Source organism: Enterobacter cloacae complex sp. P2B (assembly GCF_014895985.1).
GTDB classification, from domain to species: Bacteria; Pseudomonadota; Gammaproteobacteria; order Enterobacterales; family Enterobacteriaceae; genus Enterobacter; species Enterobacter bugandensis.
This window is the reverse complement of sequence record NZ_JADBQQ010000007.1, coordinates 239,721-258,986: the sequence shown is the minus strand read 5'-3', so window position 1 is coordinate 258,986 and position 19,266 is coordinate 239,721. Positions and strand designations below refer to the sequence as shown.

Here is a 19,266-nt window from a genome sequence, read left to right as displayed (position 1 = left end):
CGAGCGGGGAATAGCGCGATGAAATACTCAATCGTTCTATTGCTATCGGCGCTCACCGTCCCAGCCATTGCAGCCAGCACTGACTGGTCATCAGCACTTAATGGAATCGCCTCTGGTGATGCACACTGGATTGAACAAGCTCCTGCCCTGTCTGCTACGGCTGACGTCAAGCAGGCGCAACAGCTGGAGGACGCCTTAGCCGCAGCGCTCATAACAAACACGAACGCAACGCTGAAAGCGCTCCGCGCCATTGACGCCGGAAAGTGGCCGCATATGGTAGGCAGCGATATTGTCTGCACGCCGCCTTTAGAGAAATCCCCCGAAGAAATCGACGCGTTCTATCAGCGTACCCGCCAGGCGCTGCTGGAAACGTTTGACGGTGCTCAGTGCCTCTGGATCCTGGAGGCAACCATGGAAGAGTTGAAAGCAGAGAAAGCCCGTCAGGCTAAGTAGAGACGCTACCCGGCGCACAACGGCCGGGTCTTTCCTTCACTCCAGACCCAGGCTCACCCCGGCCCCTCGCTCCCCGCCGCCAGCAGCGGCACCACCACGTCACTGATGGGCACCGCAATGCCGTGTTTGCGGCCGTAGCGCTGGATGACGCCGTTGCGGATATCCCACTCCATCGGGCGATCCGCCTGACGGTCAGCGAGAATCGACGTACCCAAATCCACGGGCGCGCGTTGGAAGTTCGCCAGAATCTCCTGCGCCACGTCATCGTTCAGCTTCGCCCCTTCAGCGCGGGCGACGGTCAGCCCTTCGCGCAGGTAGGCCAGCGCCAGCTCGCTGACATCCTCTCGCCTGAACATCCCGGCGCGGCGGTTGGCCAGCACCATAAGCCCGGCGACCGCGTTTTGCAGCAGCTTGCGCCAGGCGACGGTGGCGAAATCTTCCGAGAGCTCAACCGCGCAGCGCGTATCACGAAGCGCTTCGACCACCCGCTGCGCCTGGGGCGCGTCCGGTAGCGTCAGGCGCGGCTTCGCCCGGAGCCAGACGGAGGCATCCGGCTCGCGCTGCGCCGGGAACCAGACCACCGACGGCAGCACCGTTGCGCCACTGACCAAAGGCTCAAGCTGCGCCTTCTGCTCTACGCCGTTTTGCAGCGCGCAGACCACGGTGTTTTCATCGCACAGCGCGCGCAGCCACCCGGCGCTGTCGGAATTTTGCGTCGTTTTTACCGCCACAAAAACAAGATCTGCGGGGCGAGTAATGACGGACGGATCGGTGAATACCGGACCGGGCACAACCGTTTCCCCCTCGTCGTAACGCAGGCGTAATTCCGGATGCGCGGTGCGTCCGCAGAGTAGCGGCGTGCGGCCAGCGTCATGCAACACCGCGGCAATGGTGGTGCCAATCGCACCGGGACCAATCAGCGCAATCACTGGATTCTCAGACATGGTTAACCCCTCTTTTCGCTAAGCCTGCTAACAGTTATACCACCCTGAAAAGTGAGCGCCACGTCGTTGTCTATACTCAACACACAACAGACAACGGAGTGCGCCATGCCTTTACCTGATTTCAAATCCTCTGAACCGTTCACCCTCGGCATCGAACTCGAACTGCAGGTGGTTAACCCGCCGGGCTACGATCTGAGCCAGGACTCCTCTGCCCTCATCGCCGCCGTCAAAGACGACATCAAAGGCGGTGAAGTCAAACACGACATCACCGAAAGCATGCTCGAAATCGCCACCGGCGTGTGCCAGACCATTGACCAGGCGGCGGCGCAGTTCTCGGTGATGCAGCAGAGCATCCTGCGCGCGGCGGCGGAGCAGCACATCCAGATCTGCGGCGGCGGGACGCACCCGTTCCAGAAGTGGCAGCGTCAGGAGGTGTGCGACGACGAACGCTATAACGTCACGCTGGAGCGCTTTGGCTACCTGATTTTGCAGGCAACGGTGTTCGGACAGCACGTGCACGTCGGCTGCCGGACCGGGGATGACGCCATTTATCTCCTGCACGGCCTGTCGCGCTTCGTGCCGCACTTTATCGCCCTGGCGGCCGCCTCGCCGTACATGCAGGGCACAGACACGAAGTTCTCCTCGTCGCGGCTCAACATCTTCTCCGGGTTCCCGGATAACGGCCAGATGCCGTGGGTTAACAGCTGGCAGGAGTTCGAGGGGCTGTTCCGCCGCCTGAGCGCTACCAGCATGATCGACAGCATTAAAGATCTGCACTGGGACATCCGCCCCAGCCCGCACTTTGGCACCGTGGAGGTACGGGTGATGGATACCCCGCTGACGCTCGGCCACGCGATTAATATCGCAGGGCTGATCCAGGCGACGTCTCACTGGCTGCTGACCACGCGGCCGTATAAGCATCAGGAGCGGGATTTTCTGCTGTACCGCTTTAACCGTTTTCAGGCGTGTCGCTACGGGCTGGAGGGGGTTCTGACGGACGTGCATACCGGCGAGCACAAAACCGTGGCGGAGGATATCGCCTGGCTGCTGGAGCAGGTTGCGCCGTCGGCCGAAAAGCTCGGCGCAACGAGCGCAATTAATGAAATTGCCCTGCTGTTAAAGCAGGGCAAGAGCGAGGCGCAGCGCATGCGGGACTTCATCGCCGACGGCGGCTCGCTTATTTCTCTGGTTCAGAAGCACTGCGAGCTGTGGGCGACGAGTCCGTAGTAAGGCCGTGGCCCCACTCGCGCAGGCGCTGAAACAGCACGAACAGCGCGGGGATAAACACAATCCCTACCACGGTTGCCACCAGCATGCCGCTGAACACCGTGGTGCCAATGATGCGGCGGCTCTGGGCACCCGCCCCGGTCGCCAGCATCATCGGCAGGACGCCGATAATGAACGACACGGCGGTCATCATCACCGCGCGGAAGCGGCGCGATGCCCCTTCCCGCGCGGCATCGACAATCGCCATCCCGTCCATCCGCCGCGCGCGGGCGAACTCCACGATAAGAATCGCGTTTTTCGCCGCTAACGCGATCAGCAAGACCAGACCGATCTGCACGTACACGTCGTTGGCGTAGCCCGCCAGCCACAGCCAGACCAGCGCCCCGCCGATGGCGAACAGCACCGAAAGCATCACGCTCGCCGGGAGCGTCCAGCTCTCGTACTGGGCGACGAGGAACAGCCACGCCATCACCACCGCCGCCAGCACAATCCATACCGCCTGGTTGCCGGTCTGCTGCTCCTGATACGACATGCCGCTCCAGGCGTAGTCGTACCCGGCAGGCAGGCTCTGCGCCAGAATTTCGCCCATCGCCGCCATCGCGGTGCTGCTGCTTACCCCTTCCGCTGCCGAACCGCTTACCGATACCGACGGGAACTGGTTGTACTGCTGAATAAATGGCGCGCCGACGGTCGGCGTGATGGTGACGAGGTTGCTCAGACGCACCCGCTCGCCGCTGTTGCTGCGCACGAACAGCTCGCTGATTTGCTCCGCGCGCTCGCGCCACTGCATCTCGTTCTGCATCACCACGTGGTAGACGCGGTTGTTGACGTTGAAATCCCCGGCGCGCGTGCCGCCGAAGGCGGTTTGCAGGCTGCTGAAGATGCGCGACACCGGCACGTCGAGGCGAGCCGCACGCTCGCGGTCAACGGTCAGCGTTAGCTGCGGCACGTTGCTGCTCCAGGTGGTGAACACGCGGCTCAGCTGCGGATGCTGGTTGGCTTTTGCCAGCACCTCACGCGTGACGCGCTCCAGCTCCGCCGGGCTCTGCCCCGCCTGCGCCTGAATGCGCAGGTCGAAGCCAGAGGCGTTGCCCAGCCCCGGCAGCGTCGGCGGCGCGAAGGTCATGATGGTCGCTTCCGGCAGGGCCAGCAGCTGGCGCTGAAGGGTGCCCATCACCTCATCCAGCGGCGGGCGCTCGCTCCAGTCCTTCAGCATGATGGAGATAAACCCGCCGTTCGACGCGCTGGTACCATTGAGGATGTTAAACCCGGAGACCTGAATGACGTCTTCCACCGCCGGGTTTTTAGCGATCAGCGCGCGCGCGGTAGCCATCACCGCTTCGGTGCGCTCCAGCGAGGCCGCTTCCGGCAGCTGGACGCTGGCGAAGAAGTAGCCCTGATCTTCCTGGGGCAGGAAGCCCTTTGGCATCGACATAAAGCTGAACGCCACCACCGCCGCCGCGCCTGCGGTGGCCAGCAGCGCCAGCCACGGACGCCGGTTGAATACGCTCACTATCCGGGTGTAAAGCGTGCGCGTGGCGTCCAGCCCACGGTTGAACCCACGGAAAATGGCGGCAGGCTTCGCCGGACGCGGGCGCAGTAGCATCGCGCAGAGCGCGGGCGTCAGGGTCAGCGCCACCAGGCTTGAGAGCGTGACGGCGGTGGAGAGCGTCACCGCGAACTGGCGGTACAGCTCGCCCACAATTCCCGGCAGGAGCGCCACCGGCACAAACACCGCCAGCAACACCAGCGTGGTGGCAATCACCGGCCCGGCGATCTGGCGCAGCGCCAGCGCGGTCGCCGCCGTGCGGCTCTGCCCTTCCGCCATCAGGGTTTCGACGCTCTCAACCACCACGATGGCATCATCCACCACCATGGTCAGCGCCAGAATAATGGCGAACAGGCTCAGCGTGTTGGCGGAGTAGCCGAGCGCGTAGAGCACCGCAAAGGTGCCCACCAGCGACACCGGAATGGCGAGGGCGACAATCAGCGTCGCGCGCCAGCTTTGCAGGAACAGGGAAACGACCACCACAACCGCCAGCATGGTCAGCGCCAGCGAGACGCCAATCTCTTTAATGGTGGCGGCAACGAAGGTGGTGGTGTCGAATTTTACCTCGTAGACCAGGTCGTCCGGGAAGCGCGTCGAGAGACGCTCCAGCTCCGCGCGCACCGCGTCGGCCACGCGCAGGGCGTTGGCGGACGGCGTTGGGTAGATGCCGAGATAGGCGGAGTCATGCCCGTTCAGCTGGGCGCCCGAGCTGTAGCTGCGCGAGCCGAGCTCGATGGTGGCGACGTCCTTCATGCGCACCAGCTGGCCCATCTCCCCGGCGCGAATAATGATGTCGGCAAAGTCTTCGGCCTGGCTTAAGCGCCCCAGCCCGTTGATGGTCAGCGTCTGCTGCTGGCCGTTGAATACCGGTGGCGTACCGATCTGGCCCGCCGCCCCCTGCACGTTCTGCTCGCGCAGCGCCTGCGCCACGTCATCGGTGGTCACGTTCAGGGCGTTCATGCGGTCCGGACGCAGCCAGATGCGCATGCTGTAGTCCCGCGCGCCAAACATCTGCACCTGCCCCACGCCCGGCAGACGCGACAGCGCCTCGCGCACCTGGGTGCTGGCGTAGTTGCTGACAAACAGCGGCGTGTGGGTGTTGTTCGGTGAGTAAAGGCTTACTCCCATCATCAGGTTGGTGGCGCGCTTGCGCACCTGTACCCCGTTTTGCTGTGCCTCGGTCGGCAGCTGCGCCACGGCCTGCGCCACGCGGTTTTGCACGTCGATGGCGGCGAGGTCCGGATCGGTCCCTGCCGCAAAGGTGATGTTCAGGCTGTAGCTACCTTCATCCGAACTGGTGGACTCCATATAGAGCATGTGATCCACCCCGTTAAGCTGCGTCTCCAGCGGCGTGGCGATGGCCTCCGCCACGTCAGCCGAGCTGGCGCCCGGCCAACTGGCAGAGACATTCACCACCGGCGGGGTGATCTGCGGGTACTGCTCCACCGGAATGATCCTCAGCGCGATCGCCCCCAGCAGGGTGATGACCAGCGCAATCACCATCGCGAAGCGCGGGCGTTTGATAAAAAACGTCAGCATGATGGCTCCTTAATTGAGTATCTGGACGGCAGCGCCGGGCTGCACGCGCTGCGCGCCGTCGGTAATCGCTCGCTCACCGGGCTTCACGCCGGAGGCAATCTGAAACTGCTGGCCGATCTGGCCGGCCACGTTCAGCGGGCGCCTTTCGGCGTTGCCGTCGGCGTTAACCACCCAGGCGAAGAACCCGTCGCCGCTCTGCTGAACCGCAGCGGCAGGCAGCGTCAGCACCGGCTGCTCGCTCGCCGGACGCAGATAAACATTCACGTTGCCGCCGGGCAGCAGCTGATGGCGCGGGTTAGCAAACTCGGCGCGTAGCATCACGCTGGCGGTGCGCGGATCGATGCGGTTGTCCACGGAGGTGAGTTCCCCGCCGACGCGCTGGCCGTTGCTGTCGATCAGCGCCTGCCAGGCCTGCTTCATGGCGCTGATATCCGCGTGCTGTCCGGCTTTGGTGGCAAACGCCCCCTCCTCCAGCGCAAAGGCGATGCGGACGGGATCGAGCTGCACCACCTCCACCAGCACGCCGCTGGCAGGATTCACCAGGCTGCCCACGTGGAACTGGCTGTGGCCCACGCGACCGTCAATCGGCGAGGTGATGCGGGTGTAGTTCAGGGTGACGCTGCGGGTGTCGAGCCGGGCTTTCGCCTGCTCCAGCGCGGCGCTCGCCACGTCGCGCTGCATGCGGGCGTTGTCCACGTCGTGACGGCTGATGGCGTTGCTGCTGCCCAGGCTTTCGAAGCGGGAAAGCTGCTGCTGCGCCTGACGCAGCGTGGCTTCAGCGCTTCTCACTTCAGCCTGCGCCAGACGCAGGGCAGCGCGCGGCTCGGCGTCGTCCAGCTCGAACAGCACGTCGCCTTTTTTCACGTACTGCCCGTCGCGGAAGTTGATTTTCGTTATCACGCCTTCCGTACGCGCGCGCAGCTCAACGGTGTGAATGGCTTCGATGCGGCCCGGGATCTGGCGCTCGGCGGCGTGGGCGGTCTGCTCCACGGTGGCGACGCGAACGGGGACCGCGGCGGCGAAGACGGGTTGCAGGGTACTGACAAGAAGGGCGAACAGGAGTGGAAGTTTCATGGGAGTACCTCAGCGTTGTTTCTCCCCTCACCCCGGCCCTCTCCCCAAAGGGGCGAGGGTTAGGGTGAGGGGTAAGATTTTCGTTATGCAGCCTTACGGAACCTGCGGGTCAGTCGCTTCTCGATTTCGACGACGAAGAACATCACCCCAGCCACCGCCAGCGTCACGAACCAGTAGCGCAGCGGCAGCGCTTCGGTGCCGAACAGCATCTGCATAAACGGCAGGTAGATAATGGCCGCCTGGAGCAGGAACAGTACGCCCGTCACCAGCCAGATCCCTTTGTTCGCCAGCAGGCCGCGGTTCAGGGAGAACCCTTCGGTGTTGCGGCAGTTAATCATGTACACCCACTGGGCGCAGACCAGCATCTGGAGCAGCACGGTGCGGATGAACTCCGCGCTGTGCCCGCGCGGGGCCAGCCAGGCTTCAAGCGCAAAGGCGGCGATGGCAATCATGGTGCCGACGAAGGCCACGCGCCACACGGCGTAGGCGTCCATTACGTGCTGCCCGGTCTGGCGCGGCGGGCGGCGCATGATGTTGCGCTCGGCGGCCTCAAAGGCCAGGCCGAAGGAGAGCGTGGCGGAGGTCGCCATGTTCATCCACAGAATCAGCACCGGCGTTAGCGGAATGATGTTCCCCGCCAGCAGCGCAATCACAATCAGCAGCCCCTGCGCCAGGTTGGTCGGCATGATGAACAGGATGGTTTTCTTCAGGTTGTCGTAAACGCGACGCCCCTCTTTCACCGCGCTGGCGATGGTGGCGAAGTTATCGTCCGTCAGGACCATGTCCGCCGCCTCTTTGGTGACTTCCGTGCCCTTAATGCCCATCGCGATGCCGACGTCTGCCTGGCGCAGCGCCGGGGCATCGTTTACGCCGTCGCCGGTCATGCCGACGATTTCACCTTTATCCTGCAACGCTTTCACCAGGCGCAGCTTATGCTCCGGGCTGGTACGGGCGAAAATGTCATACTTCACCGCCGCTTCCGCCAGCTCGGCGTCGTCCATTTTCTCCAACTGATAGCCGGTGACCGCCTGCTCGCTGTTGCTGATCCCCAGCATCTGGCCGATGCTCATCGCCGTCTGCGGGTGATCGCCGGTGATCATCTTGACGCGGATCCCCGCCTGCTGGCAGGCGTTAATCGCGTCAATCGCTTCCGGACGCGGCGGATCCATCATCCCGGCGATGCCGAGGAAGATCAGGCCGTGGCTCAGGTCGTCGTGCGTCAGCTCCTGCTCGCCGTTCGCCGGCTTAAACGCCGCGGCGACCATGCGCAGCCCCTGACGCGCATAGCGCTCCATCTCCGTTTCCCAGTACGCACGGTTGAACGCTTGCGCACCGTTACGCGTCTGCTGCTGGTTGCACAGGGCGAAAATGACGTCCGGCGCGCCGGTAATCAAAATCTGCTCCTCACCGCCAATCTGGTAGTGGGTGCTCATGTACTTGTACTGAGAATCGAACGGAATCTTGTTAACCAGCGTGGTCACGACCGGCTCGAGGTGGGCCTTGGCCGCCAGCACCTTCAGCGCGCCCTCGGTTGGCCCGCCGGTGATGCCCCACAGGCCACGCTCGTCCTGAATCAGCTGGCTGTCGTTGCACAGGTCAACGGTGCGCAGGTACTGCTCCAGGACGGTGCCCGGCTGGACCTGCACCGGCTCATCGCTGCCTTCCAGGTAGATATTGCCTACCGGCTCGTAGCTGTTGCCGTCCACGCGGTAGCAGACGTCGGCGGTGATGATGGCTTTTACCGTCATCTCGTTCATGGTCAGGGTCCCGGTTTTATCCGAGCAGACCACGGTCATCGCGCCCAGCGTTTCAACCGTCGGCAGCTTGCGGATAATCGCCCGCTTGCGCGCCATCGCCTGCACGCCCAGGGAGAGGATGATGGAGATAATCGCCGGCAGGCCTTCCGGTACGGAGGCGACCGCCAGGCTAATCAGGGAGAGCAGCAGCTCGCCCATCGGGATCTCGCGGAACATCAGGCTGAAGACGAACAGCGCGGCCATCATCGCCAGAATAATGACGAAGATGGCTTTACCCAGCTTGTCCATCTGCACCAGCAGCGGGGTACGGTGCTTTTCGATGCCCGCCATCATCTGGTTGATGTGGCCGAGCTCCGTATCCTTACCGGTGGCAATGACCACGCCGATTCCGCCGCCCGCGCTCACGGTCGTTCCTGAGAAGACCATATTGGTGCGGTCGCCCAGCGGTAATTCGCCGCTCAGCGGATTCGTGTGTTTATCCACCACGGTGGACTCACCGGTGAGAATCGCCTCCTCCACGCGTAAATTATGCGCCTCGATTAAACGCATATCCGCCGGAATACGATCCCCCGCGCGCAATACAATAATATCGCCCGGAACTATTTCCGTCGTCGGTATAGTTTCATGGTTGCCGTTACGAATAACGCGCGCCTCACTGGAAAGCATATTGCGAATACTCTTCAGCGATTTTTCCGCGTTGCTTTCCTGAATATGGCCAATTAGCGCATTGATGACCGCCACGCCCAAAATTACCAGCGTATCGACCCAGTGACCCATTACCGCCGTTAATACCGCGGCGGCCAGCAGAACGTAAATCAGCACATCGTTAAAATGTGCCAAAAAACGCAGCCAGGCGGGTTTACCTTTTTTCTCCGGCAGCGCGTTCGGCCCTGTTTTTTGCAGACGCGCCTGCGCCTCTGCACGATCCAGACCGCTGGCCTGGCTCTGCACGTGGGTAAGCACCTGCTCTGCGGTCTGCTGGTATGCCAGCCCGCCGGAAGGCGGCACGTTTGGGGAGTATTTTTTTTCGGTCATCATATTTTTCCTTCAATATCCGGTGAACAGAAGCCTGAATTCCTTTCTGGCTTAAATAAATTGATTATAAAGTCTTGCGGGTAAAATTGATCTACCGCAATATATTTACCACTGGGTTATTCAAAATTGATTAAAATTATTTCGACGAGCTGATTTTTACAAAATATTTCTAAACCAATCCTAAACGAGGGGGAACCATGTTTGGTATTTATCGCGGACGGCGCCTGGCGTTATACATTGTCGCAGCCATTGTTATTGCGACGTTAATTGGATATAGCACCTATATGTTTGTAAAATTATTTTCGTGATGCAGACATTTATTTACATAGCGCGATATTAATTTAATCATCAGGATTAAATTATTCTCCTTCCGCGCATTATTCTTCGGGGGAAGGAATTATTTAATTAAAAAAGGGCCGACGGGTTGATATTGCTTTACGTTAAAGGATGCCGGACAATGACATTTTTAACTGACGATTAACATTACGATGAAACACCCGTTGGAATCGCTGCTGACTGCGGGGGGCATTTTATTGATGGCCCTGATCTCTTGCTTACTGCTACCCGCGCCGTCGCTGGGTCTGGTGCTGGCGCAGAAGCTGGTTCAAACCTTTCATATGGTCGATCTGAACCAGCTCTACACCATTTTGTTCTGCGTGTGGTTTTTACTGCTCGGCGCTATCGAATTCTTCATCCTGCGTTTCGTCTGGCGCCGCTGGTTTTCACTGGCGTCGTAGGCCAATAAAAAAGCCGGGTAGCAGCGATGCCTTACCCGGCCTTTGTTTCGTCAATTTCAATGCGCCCGACTATGGTTCTCTTTGCGGTAAGCCCCGGGCGGCTGATGGAAGGTGCGGGTAAAGATGCGCGTAAACGTCTGCTGCGATTCAAAGCCGTAGCGCAGGCAGATTTCGTACACGCGCTCGTCAGATTCACGCAGATCCCGCGCCGCCAGCAGCAGCTTGCGCTCGCGGATGTAGCGCCCCAGGCTTTCGCCTTTGTACTGCATAAACAGCCGCTGTAAATGCCACTTGGAGTAACCCGCGTGGCGGGCGATCTCTTCGATGCGTAGCGGCTGGTGTAGGTTGTCATCGATCCATTCGACAATCGTATCAATGACCTGAGCGGAAATCGTCATGCTGCTCTCCCCTTCTGTTTCTTGGTTCAACATTATTCCCACCACTCACGAAATTGTTGCGTGCTATCGCTCACCCGGACCGGCTCACCGAGTTCCGGCGTCAGCAGCCGATAGTTTTTGTCCTTGCTGGCCCGCGCCAGCTGGATCAGCGGATCGTTCCAGGTGTGTTTCGCCAGCACGAAGCGTCCGTTATGCCCCGGCACCACCGCTTTCGCATTGAGGTCCGCCGAGGCCTGCGCCGTTTCATCCGGCAGCATGTGGATGTACTTCCAGTCCTGGTCGTACTGGCCGTTTTCCATGATGGCTAAATCCACTTCGCCAAACTGCTCGCCGATGGCCTTAAAGTGCGGGCCATAACCGGAATCGCCGCTGTAATAGACCTTCTGCTCTGGCGTGACAAACATGAAGCTGCCCCACAGGGTCTGGTCACGCTTAATGCCGCGCCCCGAGAAGTGGCGCGCGGGCAGGACATGAACCGTCAGCGCATCGCTGATGTGCACCGACTGGTTCCAGTCCCGTTCGTCGATAATCTCAGGCTTCATTCCCCAGTAGCGCAGGTGGGATCCCACGCCGAGCGGCGTAACGACGCGCTTCACCTTCGGCAGTAGCGCCCGGATGGTGGCGTAGTCCAGATGATCGTAGTGATCGTGCGAGATAATCAGCAGGTCGATTTCCGGCATGCTCTCCGCGCGCCACGGATACTCTCCCGCAAACGCTTTATTGAGGAACGAGAACGGCGCGGCGTAGTTGCCGAGGACCGGGTCGATCAGAATGCGTTTTCCCGCCAGCTGCATATACCACGAGGAGTGGCCGAGCCACACCAGCGTATCCTGCTCCAGAGGCAGGCTCGCCAGATCGGTTTTCACCAGCGGCAGCGGCTGCGCCGGACGAGCGTTTTCGGTTTTACGGGTCAGGAACTGCCACCACGCCACCAGCATGTTTTGCTGCCCGGTAAAGCCAGGCGTCGGGAGCGCGTTGTGGAACTTCCCGTCGCGATAGTGCGGAGAAGCCTCCACTTCCGTGAGCTGCGCACCCTGCGGCGGCTGGCCAAATCCGGCATTCAGAACAAACGGTAAACTCGCAGCTGAAGCAATAATCATGAGGAACACCACGCAGATGAAGAGAGGCTTTTTCATATCCTGACCCGAAAACGCGCGCCATCCGATGGTTTACGCGAGGGAAACTTGATTATGAGTGAGTAAGCACTCATTATAGATATGATGATAAAGTCGTCAAGACGTTTTCGATCTTTGACATTCCGCGTTGCAGCGTGTCAAAGCACGTGTTTCAATCAGGGTTTTTATAATTGAAAGGGGGAAAAATTTAGTGGCACGTCCGAAGAGTGAAGATAAAAAACAGGCCTTACTGGAAGCCGCGACGGTGGCATTTGCACAGTCAGGTATTGCCGCCTCAACGGCGTTAATTGCCCGTAATGCGGGCGTCGCTGAAGGCACGCTGTTTCGCTACTTTGCTACTAAAGACGATCTGCTGAATGCCCTTTACCTGCACCTCAAGCAGGATCTCTGCCAGACCATGCTGGCGAACCTCGATCGCACCCTCACGCTTCCTAAAGAGCATACCCGCAATATCTGGAACAGCTACGTGGACTGGGGGATTCGTAACCCCGTGGCGCATGCGGCGATCCGCCAGATTGGCGTGAGTGAAAAGCTGAGCGCTGAAACGGAACAGGCGGTGAAAGAGATGTTCCCGGAACTTCACGAGCTATGCCGCCGTTCGGTGCGCCCGGTGTTTATGTCCGATGAATTCAAAACGTTTGGCGATGCGCTTTTCTTATCGCTGGCGGAAACCACCATGGAGTTTGCCACCCGCGATCCGTCCCGCGCCACCGATTTTAAAGCGCTGGGTTTCGAAGCCATGTGGCGCGGGCTGGCTCAGGAGGATAACGATGGACAGTAAATCCCTGCAGGCGCACGCAAAACGCGTCGCGCTGGAGATGCCTTTCACCGAACACTGCTGGCCGTTTGGCCCCGAGTACGACGTGTTTAAGGTGGGCGGGAAAATTTTTATGCTGATGGCCACCGCGCACGGACGCCCCCACGTTAGCCTGAAATCCGACCCGGAAAAATCCCTGTTAAATCAGCAGATTTACCGTGGCGTTGAGCCGGGCTACCACCTCAATAAAAAACACTGGATTTCGCTCTACGGCACCGAGGACATCACGCCAGAACTGGTCGCCGACCTGATCGAGGATTCGTGGAACCTGGTCGTCGATAAGCTGCCGAAAAAAGACCAGAAATGGATACGCCCTGCCTGATTGTTCGTCTGTGCCGAACAGTATAACCGCTCGAATCGCACTTATCTTTTGCCGCTTCGCGCGGTAATCTGCTCTCCTTTCGCGCCCGCGCACGGGCGAATTTCATTACCAGGAGTAGTCATGGATATCATTTCTGTCGCCCTGAAACGCCACTCTACTAAGGCGTTCGACCCAACCAAAAAACTGACCGCTGAAGAAGCAGAGAAAATCAAAACCCTTCTGCAGTACAGCCCGTCCAGCACCAACTCCCAGCCGTGGCACTTTATTGTGGCCAGCACCGAGGAAGGAAAAGCCCGCGTGGCAAAATCCGCCGCGGGCACTTACGTGTTCAACGAACGCAAAATGCTGGACGCCTCTCACGTGGTGGTGTTCTGCGCGAAAACCGCGATGGACGACGCCTGGCTGGAACGCGTTGTCGACCAGGAAGAGGCCGATGGCCGTTTCAACACGCCGGAAGCTAAAGCCGCGAACCATAAGGGCCGCACCTACTTCGCCGACATGCACCGCGTGGATCTGAAAGATGACGACCAGTGGATGGCGAAACAGGTTTACCTGAACGTCGGTAACTTCCTGCTGGGCGTGGCCGCAATGGGCCTGGACGCGGTGCCGATTGAAGGCTTTGACGCGGCGATTCTGGATGAAGAGTTTGGTCTGAAAGAGAAAGGCTTCACCAGCCTGGTGGTGGTGCCGGTTGGGCATCACAGCGTGGAAGATTTTAACGCCACGCTGCCGAAGTCTCGTCTGCCGCTGAGCACGATTGTGACCGAGTGCTGATCGTTTCGGGCACGCCCGCTTGAGGCGTGCCCGTTTTCAATAAAGCGTAATCTGCGGATGCTTTATCCCGCACACCAGCGCATAACGCGTTAATGTATCGAGACTCGCCCGGGTAATATTCGCTTCCATTCTTGAAACCGTTGGTGCGCTGACGCCCATCCGCTCCGCCACCTGGGCGCGCGTCAGGCCAGCATGATTGCGCCATTGCGCCAGCATCTCCCGCAAACGCTCCTTGCGCTCTTCTGCATCAAAGGAAGCCTGAACCTCTGAATCGCTTAACAGTTCAGCCCTGAGTTCATCCCAGTCAATAATTTTCTTGCTCATCCAACATCTCCTGTTGTCGCTTCAGTGCCAGACGAAGTTCAGCAGAGGGCGTTTTTTGCGTCTTCTTAACAAACACGCGCAAAAGAAAAATCGTCTTTTCCCGCTGGTAAACATAGATACCTCGGGTATGGATCAGCCCAACGGTCCTTATTTCAAACAGGCCATGCGGCAATGGTTTGCTGTCAGGTTCCCGAAGAGCCGTCGGGTTTAAACGCAATTTATCAAGCTGGCAAATCAGCTTCGCCTTCACCCCAGCAGGTAGTAAGAGAATCTCTTCCCTTACCGCCTCATGAACGATAAGTCTGAACACGATATTTCATCCCTGATGATATTAGCATATAAGGCAATTTGCATTAAAGGCTAATTTAGCTTTTCGTGTCCCACCTTACCCATTTTTAACAGGAAGAACCGGAGCCGCTTTGATTACCTGAAAGCGCCTCGCAAAAAACTTACTTCCCCTGCGCCGCCAGCCATTCCATCGCCCTTTCCCCCGCCTCATCCACCGGGAGATACACCAGCAGCCGCGATCCGTTTCGCGGCGCGGAGTACCAGTACATCTGCTGCAGCGTAAAATCTCCCAGTTCTGGATGGGTAAACAGCTTGAGCTGGTTCTCCACGCCGCGCACGTCGTTGCGCTGGTGCCACAGGGTTTTGAACTCCTCGGAAACCGCAAAAAAACGCGCCAGTTTGGCTTCCCAGAGCGGGTCGCCCCGGTGCTCGGCCATCGCCGCGCGGAAATAGGAAACGAAAATCGGCAGCACGTCGTCGCGTCTGCCGAGACGCGCGCGCCACGCCGGATGGGTAAGGAACAGGTAAATACAGTTGCGGTCTTCCGGCGGGATGGCGTTGAAATCGACGCCCATCAGGTGCCCGAAGCTGTCATTCCACGCGACGATGTCGAAGTTGGGCTTCTGAATGCTGGCGGGTTTAGGCATCAGCGTATCCAGCAGGCGGCGCGTGCCTTCGCTGATGCCCTCGCAGCAGACCGCCTGCGGGGCTTCACCCGGCGGCAAGCCGGCGAGCACGAAAAGATGCCGGGCCTCGGTCGGGGTGCACTGCAGCGCTTTTGCGATGGCGGCCATCACTGCGCTGGAGGGGTTGACGTCTCTGCCCTGCTCAAGCCAGGTGTACCAGGTCACGCCCACGTCAGCGAGCATCGCCACCTCTTCCCGGCGCAGGCCCGGCGTGCGCCGCCGACCGCTGCGCGGCAGGCCGAGACGCTGGGGATCGAGGCTTTCCCGCCGGGCACGTAAAAATGCCCCCAGCTGTTTTCGGGTGTCATCCTGAAGTGAGGTGACGGGTTCAGACATCAAGGCCATAAATCCCCCTGCATGGTAGTGCCAGTACCAGTATAAGCAAGAACTGGTACCCGTTTATCAGATGGTTGATGCTACGACCATCTGATGAATGACGCAATGGAGTTACCATGAATACGTCAGTTGTTTCACCGGGTCGCGCAGGCCTGATATTGCTGTTAACCGGCCAGATGCTGCCGATGATTGATACCTCAATCACCAACGTGGCGCTGGACGCCATCACCCACTCGCTGCATGCCACCGCCACCGAGCTGGAGCTCATTGTCGCTCTCTACGGCGTGGCCTTTGCCGTCTGCCTTGCGCTCGGCAGCAAGCTGGGGGATAACCTTGGCCGCCGTCGCCTGTTTATGTGGGGCGTGGCAGTTTTTGGGCTGGCCTCGCTGCTGTGCGGGATGGCGGGAAATATTGAACAACTGCTGGCCGCACGCATCGTTCAGGGCGCGGGGGCAGCGCTCATCATGCCGCAGATCCTCGCCACGCTGCACGTCACGCTAAAAGGTAGCGCCCACGCGAAAGCCATTAGCCTGTTTGGCGGCATTGGCGGGATTGCGTTTATCGTCGGGCAGATGGGCGGCGGCTGGCTGGTGTCGGCGGATATCGCCGGGCTGGGCTGGCGTAACGCCTTCTTTATCAACGTGCCGATTTGTCTGGTGGTGCTGGCGTTAAGCCGCCGCTACGTGCCGGAAACCCGTCGTGAAACACCGTCGCGCATCGACTGGACAGGCACCGTGCTGCTGGCCCTCATTCTTTGCTGCCTGCTGTTCCCGATGGCGCTCGGTCCCCAGTGGCACTGGCCGTGGTCGCTGAAGGTTATGCTTCTTGCCATTATTCCGCTGGCCTGGCTGATGGCGCGGAACGCGCGCAAAAAGGAGAGAGAGAATGCCCATCCGCTGATCCCGCCACGCCTGCTTCAGCTTCGCAGCGTTCGCTTTGGCATCGTGATTGCGCTGCTCTTTTTCAGCGTCTGGTCCGGGTTTATGTTCTGTATGGCGCTGACCATGCAGACCGGTCTGGGGATGGCGCCGTGGCAGTCCGGGAACAGCTTTATCGCCCTGGGCGTGACCTATTTTATCTCTGCCTGGTTCGCGCCACGGTTGATTGCCCGCTACAGTACCAGCACGATTCTGCTGACGGGTCTGGCAATTCAGATAATCGGCCTGCTGGCGCTCATCGCGACGTTCCGGATTTGGGGCGTAAACAACACCGCGCTGACGCTGGCCCCTGCCACCGGGCTGGTGGGCTACGGTCAGGCGCTGATTGTAAACAGCTTCTACCGCATCGGGATGCGCGATATCCAGCCTGACGACGCAGGGGCCGCAAGCGCCATTCTCAGCACGCTGCAGCAGGCCGCGCTGGGTCTGGGACCGGCCATTTTCGGGGCGATTTTGCTGCACGGGCTGCAGCATTACCACGGGGATTACGCGCAGGCGATTACCCTTTTCCTGGCGGTGGAAACCGGCCTGATGGTTATCCTGGCGCTGGCGACGCTGCGCATGCGTCATCGTCTCTGCCTGCCGGTAGTGAAGGTCTGTGAGGCCGCCAAATAACCCTGTGAATTTGCATAATAGATCCGCAGCCGCCATTATGGGGCTGCAACAATACAGGAGACGTTATGCAGGAATTAATTGCTCAGGTTGAAGAGTTAGGGATTGAAATTAATCACACCACCTCTTTAGTGATTATCTTTGGTATTATTTTTCTCACCGCCATCATTGTTCATTTTATTTTGCACAAACTGGTGCTGCGCGCATTCGAGAAACGCGCGCAGGCCAGTAGCCATTTATGGCTGCAAATTATTACCCAGAATAAATTATTTCACCGTCTGGCCTTTACCCTGCAGGGGATAATCGTCAACGTTCAGGCGGTACTGTGGCTGCAAAAAGGCAGCGAAGCGGCGGAAATACTCACCACCTGCGCGAAGCTGTGGGTGATGGTGTATGCCCTGCTCTCCTTCTTCTCGCTGCTGGACGTGATATTTAATCTATCGCAAAAGATGGCGACCGCCTCGCAGCTGCCGCTGAAGGGGATCTTCCAGGGCATCAAGCTGGTGAGCGCTATCCTGGTGGGGATATTGATTATCTCCCTGCTGATCGGCCAGTCCCCGGCGATTCTGATCAGCGGTCTGGGTGCGATGGCCGCCGTCCTGATGCTGGTGTTTAAAGACCCGATACTCGGCCTTGTGGCGGGTATTCAGCTTTCCGCCAACGACATGCTCAAGCTCGGCGACTGGCTGGAGATGCCGAAGTACGGCGCTAATGGTACGGTGACGGACATCGGCCTGACGACCGTTAAAGTACGCAACTTCGATAACACCATCACCACCATTCCGACGTGGGCGCTGGTCTCCGACGCCTTTATCAACTGGAGTGGGATGTCCGCCTCCGGCGGGCGACGCATCAAGCGCAGCCTTAATATCGATACCACCAGCATTCATTTTCTCGACGAGCAGGAGCAGCAGAAGCTGATTCAGGCGAAACTGCTGAAGCCTTATCTGGCCGCGCGGCATGAGGAAATTAGCCTGTGGAATCAGCAGAACGGCGAAGGGGAATCGGTATTAAACCTGCGCAAGATGACCAATATCGGCACCTTCCGCGCCTACCTGAATGAATATCTGCGTAATCATCCGCGTATTCGTAAAGATATGACGCTGATGGTGCGCCAGCTGGCGCCGGATGCCAACGGGCTGCCGATTGAAATATATGCCTTTACCAATACGGTAATCTGGGCGGAATACGAAGATATTCAGGCCGATATCTTCGACCATATTTTCGCGGTAGTGGATGAGTTTGGCCTGCGTATTCACCAGTCGCCGACCGGGAACGATATTCGCTCCCTGGCAGGCGTTATTGCCAGATAATCAGGTGCTGGCGCGGGAAATAAAGCGCCAGTCCATCATCACCCTTTCCGTGGGCGCATCCGGGTTGTCGATTTTGTTTAAGAGAAGATTGACCGCCTTGCGCCCTATATCCCGCGACGGCTGTTCGATGGTGGTAAGTGAAATCATGTCCGCCAGCTCCGTACCGTCAAAGCCGACCACGGCAATATCCTCTGGCACCCGCAGACCTGCCTGCTGAATGGCGCGCAGCGCGCCCGCCGCCAGCGTATCGGAAACGGCAAATACCGCATCCGGCGGATTATCTTTTAACAGGTTTTGCATCGCCGCCATGCCCGCCCCGGAGCTGAGATCGCTGGCATACTCCACTGCCTGATAGTCCAGATCCCGCAGGTGGATCACGCTCTTGTAGCCGCGTTCGCGCAGGCGGGCATACTTGTAGCTGAGATCGTGGTTGATCATCGCGATACGCTTGCGGCCGCCGTCGGCCAGCTGGCTGACGGCATGCTGTGAAGCGTCCACATCATTGATGCCGACGCAGGAGACCGCGCCCGCATCGGCGTATTCGGCGCACTGCACCCACGGTGCAGAACCAATCAGCGCGGCAAGTTCCGGCAGCTTCGAGAAGGCGTCCATGGTGATAATGCCGTCGACGATTTTGCCGGAGAGCAGGCTCAAGCCCGAGCGGGAGCGCTCGATGTCCGAGCCGGAGTTGCATAGCAGAATGCGGTAGCCGTTTTTCTCCGCCTCGGCTTCGATGCCCTTCACCACTTCGGCGCAGAACGGGTTGGCGATGTTGGACACCATCACCAGGATCATATAGCTGCGGGCGGTGCGCAGCTGACGGGCGAGCAGGTTTGGCTGGTAGTTGCTCTCCTGAATCGCCTGCAGAACGCGCTCGCGGTTTTTCGCCTTCACGGTGTCGCTGTTATTCAGCACGCGGGAGACCGTTGCCACGGAAACCCCGGCCAGCTGAGCGATTTTCTGAATTGACATAGCGACGATACATCCTGCGGTTAGCGTTTTGTGCA

General features: G+C 59.5%; 18 protein-coding genes. 8 read left to right on the top strand and 10 right to left on the bottom strand.

Annotated features, from left to right (window positions below; genetic code table 11):
• Window positions 1-18: 18 nt before the first annotated feature.
• Window positions 19-453 carry a hypothetical protein gene (locus IM313_RS07560; protein WP_192971443.1) on the top strand — a complete coding sequence of 145 codons (435 nt, stop codon included), beginning with the start codon at window positions 19-21 and terminating at the stop codon, window positions 451-453.
• A gap of 53 nt (window positions 454-506) precedes the next feature.
• On the opposite strand, the gene IM313_RS07555 is transcribed toward IM313_RS07560, so the two are convergent.
• Window positions 507-1,397 (bottom strand): oxidoreductase, encoded by an 891-nt coding sequence (locus tag IM313_RS07555; protein WP_126300333.1) that lies wholly within the window; start codon window positions 1,395-1,397, stop codon window positions 507-509.
• A gap of 105 nt (window positions 1,398-1,502) precedes the next feature.
• Here IM313_RS07555 and IM313_RS07550 point away from each other — a divergent pair, with 105 nt between their 5' ends.
• Complete coding sequence (locus tag IM313_RS07550; RefSeq protein ID WP_192971444.1) at window positions 1,503-2,624, top strand: YbdK family carboxylate-amine ligase; 1,122 nt, start codon at window positions 1,503-1,505, stop codon at window positions 2,622-2,624.
• On the opposite strand, the gene IM313_RS07545 is transcribed toward IM313_RS07550, so the two are convergent.
• The 3 genes from IM313_RS07545 to IM313_RS07535 all read right to left on the bottom strand — a co-directional run bounded on the left by IM313_RS07545 (window position 2,575) and on the right by IM313_RS07535 (window position 9,578).
• Window positions 2,575-5,712 carry an efflux RND transporter permease subunit gene (locus IM313_RS07545; RefSeq protein ID WP_192971445.1) on the bottom strand — a complete coding sequence of 1,046 codons (3,138 nt, stop codon included), beginning with the start codon at window positions 5,710-5,712 and terminating at the stop codon, window positions 2,575-2,577. The two genes, IM313_RS07550 and IM313_RS07545, sit on opposite strands and share 50 nt — an antisense overlap.
• A gap of 9 nt (window positions 5,713-5,721) precedes the next feature.
• Window positions 5,722-6,786, bottom strand: coding sequence for an efflux RND transporter periplasmic adaptor subunit (locus IM313_RS07540; protein ID WP_192971446.1), 1,065 nt, complete (start codon window positions 6,784-6,786; stop codon window positions 5,722-5,724).
• An 83-nt stretch (window positions 6,787-6,869) separates the two neighbouring features.
• Window positions 6,870-9,578, bottom strand: coding sequence for a cation-transporting P-type ATPase (locus IM313_RS07535; protein WP_192971526.1), 2,709 nt, complete (start codon window positions 9,576-9,578; stop codon window positions 6,870-6,872).
• A gap of 488 nt (window positions 9,579-10,066) precedes the next feature.
• Here IM313_RS07535 and IM313_RS07530 point away from each other — a divergent pair, with 488 nt between their 5' ends.
• Window positions 10,067-10,315, top strand: a complete 249-nt coding sequence (locus IM313_RS07530; RefSeq protein WP_041910998.1) for a DUF1158 domain-containing protein — start codon at window positions 10,067-10,069, stop codon at window positions 10,313-10,315.
• A gap of 56 nt (window positions 10,316-10,371) precedes the next feature.
• Here the strand turns inward: IM313_RS07530 and IM313_RS07525 are convergent, their stop codons facing one another.
• Window positions 10,372-10,713 carry a RamA family antibiotic efflux transcriptional regulator gene (locus tag IM313_RS07525; RefSeq protein ID WP_028012253.1) on the bottom strand — a complete coding sequence of 114 codons (342 nt, stop codon included), beginning with the start codon at window positions 10,711-10,713 and terminating at the stop codon, window positions 10,372-10,374.
• A 32-nt stretch (window positions 10,714-10,745) separates the two neighbouring features.
• Window positions 10,746-11,849 (bottom strand): RomA family MBL fold metallo-hydrolase, encoded by a 1,104-nt coding sequence (locus IM313_RS07520; RefSeq protein ID WP_048960930.1) that lies wholly within the window; start codon window positions 11,847-11,849, stop codon window positions 10,746-10,748.
• 190 nt (window positions 11,850-12,039) lie between these two features.
• Between IM313_RS07520 and IM313_RS07515 the strand changes: the two genes are divergently transcribed.
• The 3 genes from IM313_RS07515 (at window position 12,040) to nfsB (ending at window position 13,762) form a co-directional block, all read left to right on the top strand.
• The gene (locus IM313_RS07515; RefSeq protein WP_028012251.1) at window positions 12,040-12,630 is read left to right on the top strand and encodes a TetR/AcrR family transcriptional regulator; all 591 of its coding nucleotides are present in this window, start codon (window positions 12,040-12,042) and stop codon (window positions 12,628-12,630) included.
• On the top strand, window positions 12,620-12,988 hold the full coding sequence (locus tag IM313_RS07510) for an MmcQ/YjbR family DNA-binding protein (RefSeq protein WP_028012250.1): 369 nt from the start codon (window positions 12,620-12,622) through the stop codon (window positions 12,986-12,988). The genes IM313_RS07515 and IM313_RS07510 overlap by 11 nt, the downstream gene beginning before the upstream one ends.
• Window positions 12,989-13,108: 120 nt before the next feature.
• Window positions 13,109-13,762, top strand: coding sequence for an oxygen-insensitive NAD(P)H nitroreductase (nfsB, locus tag IM313_RS07505; protein ID WP_041911001.1), 654 nt, complete (start codon window positions 13,109-13,111; stop codon window positions 13,760-13,762).
• Between the two features lie 36 nt (window positions 13,763-13,798).
• Here the strand turns inward: nfsB and IM313_RS07500 are convergent, their stop codons facing one another.
• From IM313_RS07500 to IM313_RS07490, 3 genes are all read right to left on the bottom strand, one after another.
• Window positions 13,799-14,086, bottom strand: coding sequence for a helix-turn-helix domain-containing protein (locus tag IM313_RS07500; RefSeq protein ID WP_028012247.1), 288 nt, complete (start codon window positions 14,084-14,086; stop codon window positions 13,799-13,801).
• Window positions 14,067-14,396, bottom strand: coding sequence for a type II toxin-antitoxin system RelE/ParE family toxin (locus IM313_RS07495; protein ID WP_192971447.1), 330 nt, complete (start codon window positions 14,394-14,396; stop codon window positions 14,067-14,069). The genes IM313_RS07500 and IM313_RS07495 overlap by 20 nt, the downstream gene beginning before the upstream one ends.
• 139 nt (window positions 14,397-14,535) lie before the next feature.
• Entirely contained in the window at window positions 14,536-15,405 is an 870-nt protein-coding gene (locus IM313_RS07490; RefSeq protein WP_047367648.1) for a helix-turn-helix transcriptional regulator, read from the bottom strand.
• 107 nt (window positions 15,406-15,512) lie between these two features.
• Here IM313_RS07490 and IM313_RS07485 point away from each other — a divergent pair, with 107 nt between their 5' ends.
• Entirely contained in the window at window positions 15,513-16,949 is a 1,437-nt protein-coding gene (locus IM313_RS07485) for an MFS transporter (RefSeq protein ID WP_048998955.1), read from the top strand.
• Window positions 16,950-17,014: 65 nt separating this feature from the next.
• Window positions 17,015-18,259, top strand: coding sequence for a mechanosensitive ion channel family protein (locus IM313_RS07480; protein WP_041911005.1), 1,245 nt, complete (start codon window positions 17,015-17,017; stop codon window positions 18,257-18,259).
• Here the strand turns inward: IM313_RS07480 and IM313_RS07475 are convergent, their stop codons facing one another.
• A complete protein-coding gene (locus tag IM313_RS07475; RefSeq protein WP_047362669.1) occupies window positions 18,260-19,231 on the bottom strand; it encodes a LacI family DNA-binding transcriptional regulator in 972 nt (323 codons plus the stop codon).
• Window positions 19,232-19,266: the final 35 nt, after the last annotated feature.

What these genes read in the sequence shown, in the direction of transcription:
- IM313_RS07560 (WP_192971443.1), top strand. Translation starts at nt 19, where the DNA reads ATGAAATACTCAATCGTTCTATTGCTATCGGCGCTCACCGTCCCAGCC.
- IM313_RS07555 (WP_126300333.1), bottom strand. Translation starts at nt 1,397, where the DNA reads ATGTCTGAGAATCCAGTGATTGCGCTGATTGGTCCCGGTGCGATTGGC.
- IM313_RS07550 (WP_192971444.1), top strand. Translation starts at nt 1,503, where the DNA reads ATGCCTTTACCTGATTTCAAATCCTCTGAACCGTTCACCCTCGGCATC.
- IM313_RS07545 (WP_192971445.1), bottom strand. Translation starts at nt 5,712, where the DNA reads ATGCTGACGTTTTTTATCAAACGCCCGCGCTTCGCGATGGTGATTGCG.
- IM313_RS07540 (WP_192971446.1), bottom strand. Translation starts at nt 6,786, where the DNA reads ATGAAACTTCCACTCCTGTTCGCCCTTCTTGTCAGTACCCTGCAACCC.
- IM313_RS07535 (WP_192971526.1), bottom strand. Translation starts at nt 9,578, where the DNA reads ATGACCGAAAAAAAATACTCCCCAAACGTGCCGCCTTCCGGCGGGCTG.
- IM313_RS07530 (WP_041910998.1), top strand. Translation starts at nt 10,067, where the DNA reads ATGAAACACCCGTTGGAATCGCTGCTGACTGCGGGGGGCATTTTATTG.
- IM313_RS07525 (WP_028012253.1), bottom strand. Translation starts at nt 10,713, where the DNA reads ATGACGATTTCCGCTCAGGTCATTGATACGATTGTCGAATGGATCGAT.
- IM313_RS07520 (WP_048960930.1), bottom strand. Translation starts at nt 11,849, where the DNA reads ATGAAAAAGCCTCTCTTCATCTGCGTGGTGTTCCTCATGATTATTGCT.
- IM313_RS07510 (WP_028012250.1), top strand. Translation starts at nt 12,620, where the DNA reads ATGGACAGTAAATCCCTGCAGGCGCACGCAAAACGCGTCGCGCTGGAG.
- nfsB (WP_041911001.1), top strand. Translation starts at nt 13,109, where the DNA reads ATGGATATCATTTCTGTCGCCCTGAAACGCCACTCTACTAAGGCGTTC.
- IM313_RS07500 (WP_028012247.1), bottom strand. Translation starts at nt 14,086, where the DNA reads ATGAGCAAGAAAATTATTGACTGGGATGAACTCAGGGCTGAACTGTTA.
- IM313_RS07490 (WP_047367648.1), bottom strand. Translation starts at nt 15,405, where the DNA reads ATGGCCTTGATGTCTGAACCCGTCACCTCACTTCAGGATGACACCCGA.
- IM313_RS07485 (WP_048998955.1), top strand. Translation starts at nt 15,513, where the DNA reads ATGAATACGTCAGTTGTTTCACCGGGTCGCGCAGGCCTGATATTGCTG.
- IM313_RS07480 (WP_041911005.1), top strand. Translation starts at nt 17,015, where the DNA reads ATGCAGGAATTAATTGCTCAGGTTGAAGAGTTAGGGATTGAAATTAAT.
- IM313_RS07475 (WP_047362669.1), bottom strand. Translation starts at nt 19,231, where the DNA reads ATGTCAATTCAGAAAATCGCTCAGCTGGCCGGGGTTTCCGTGGCAACG.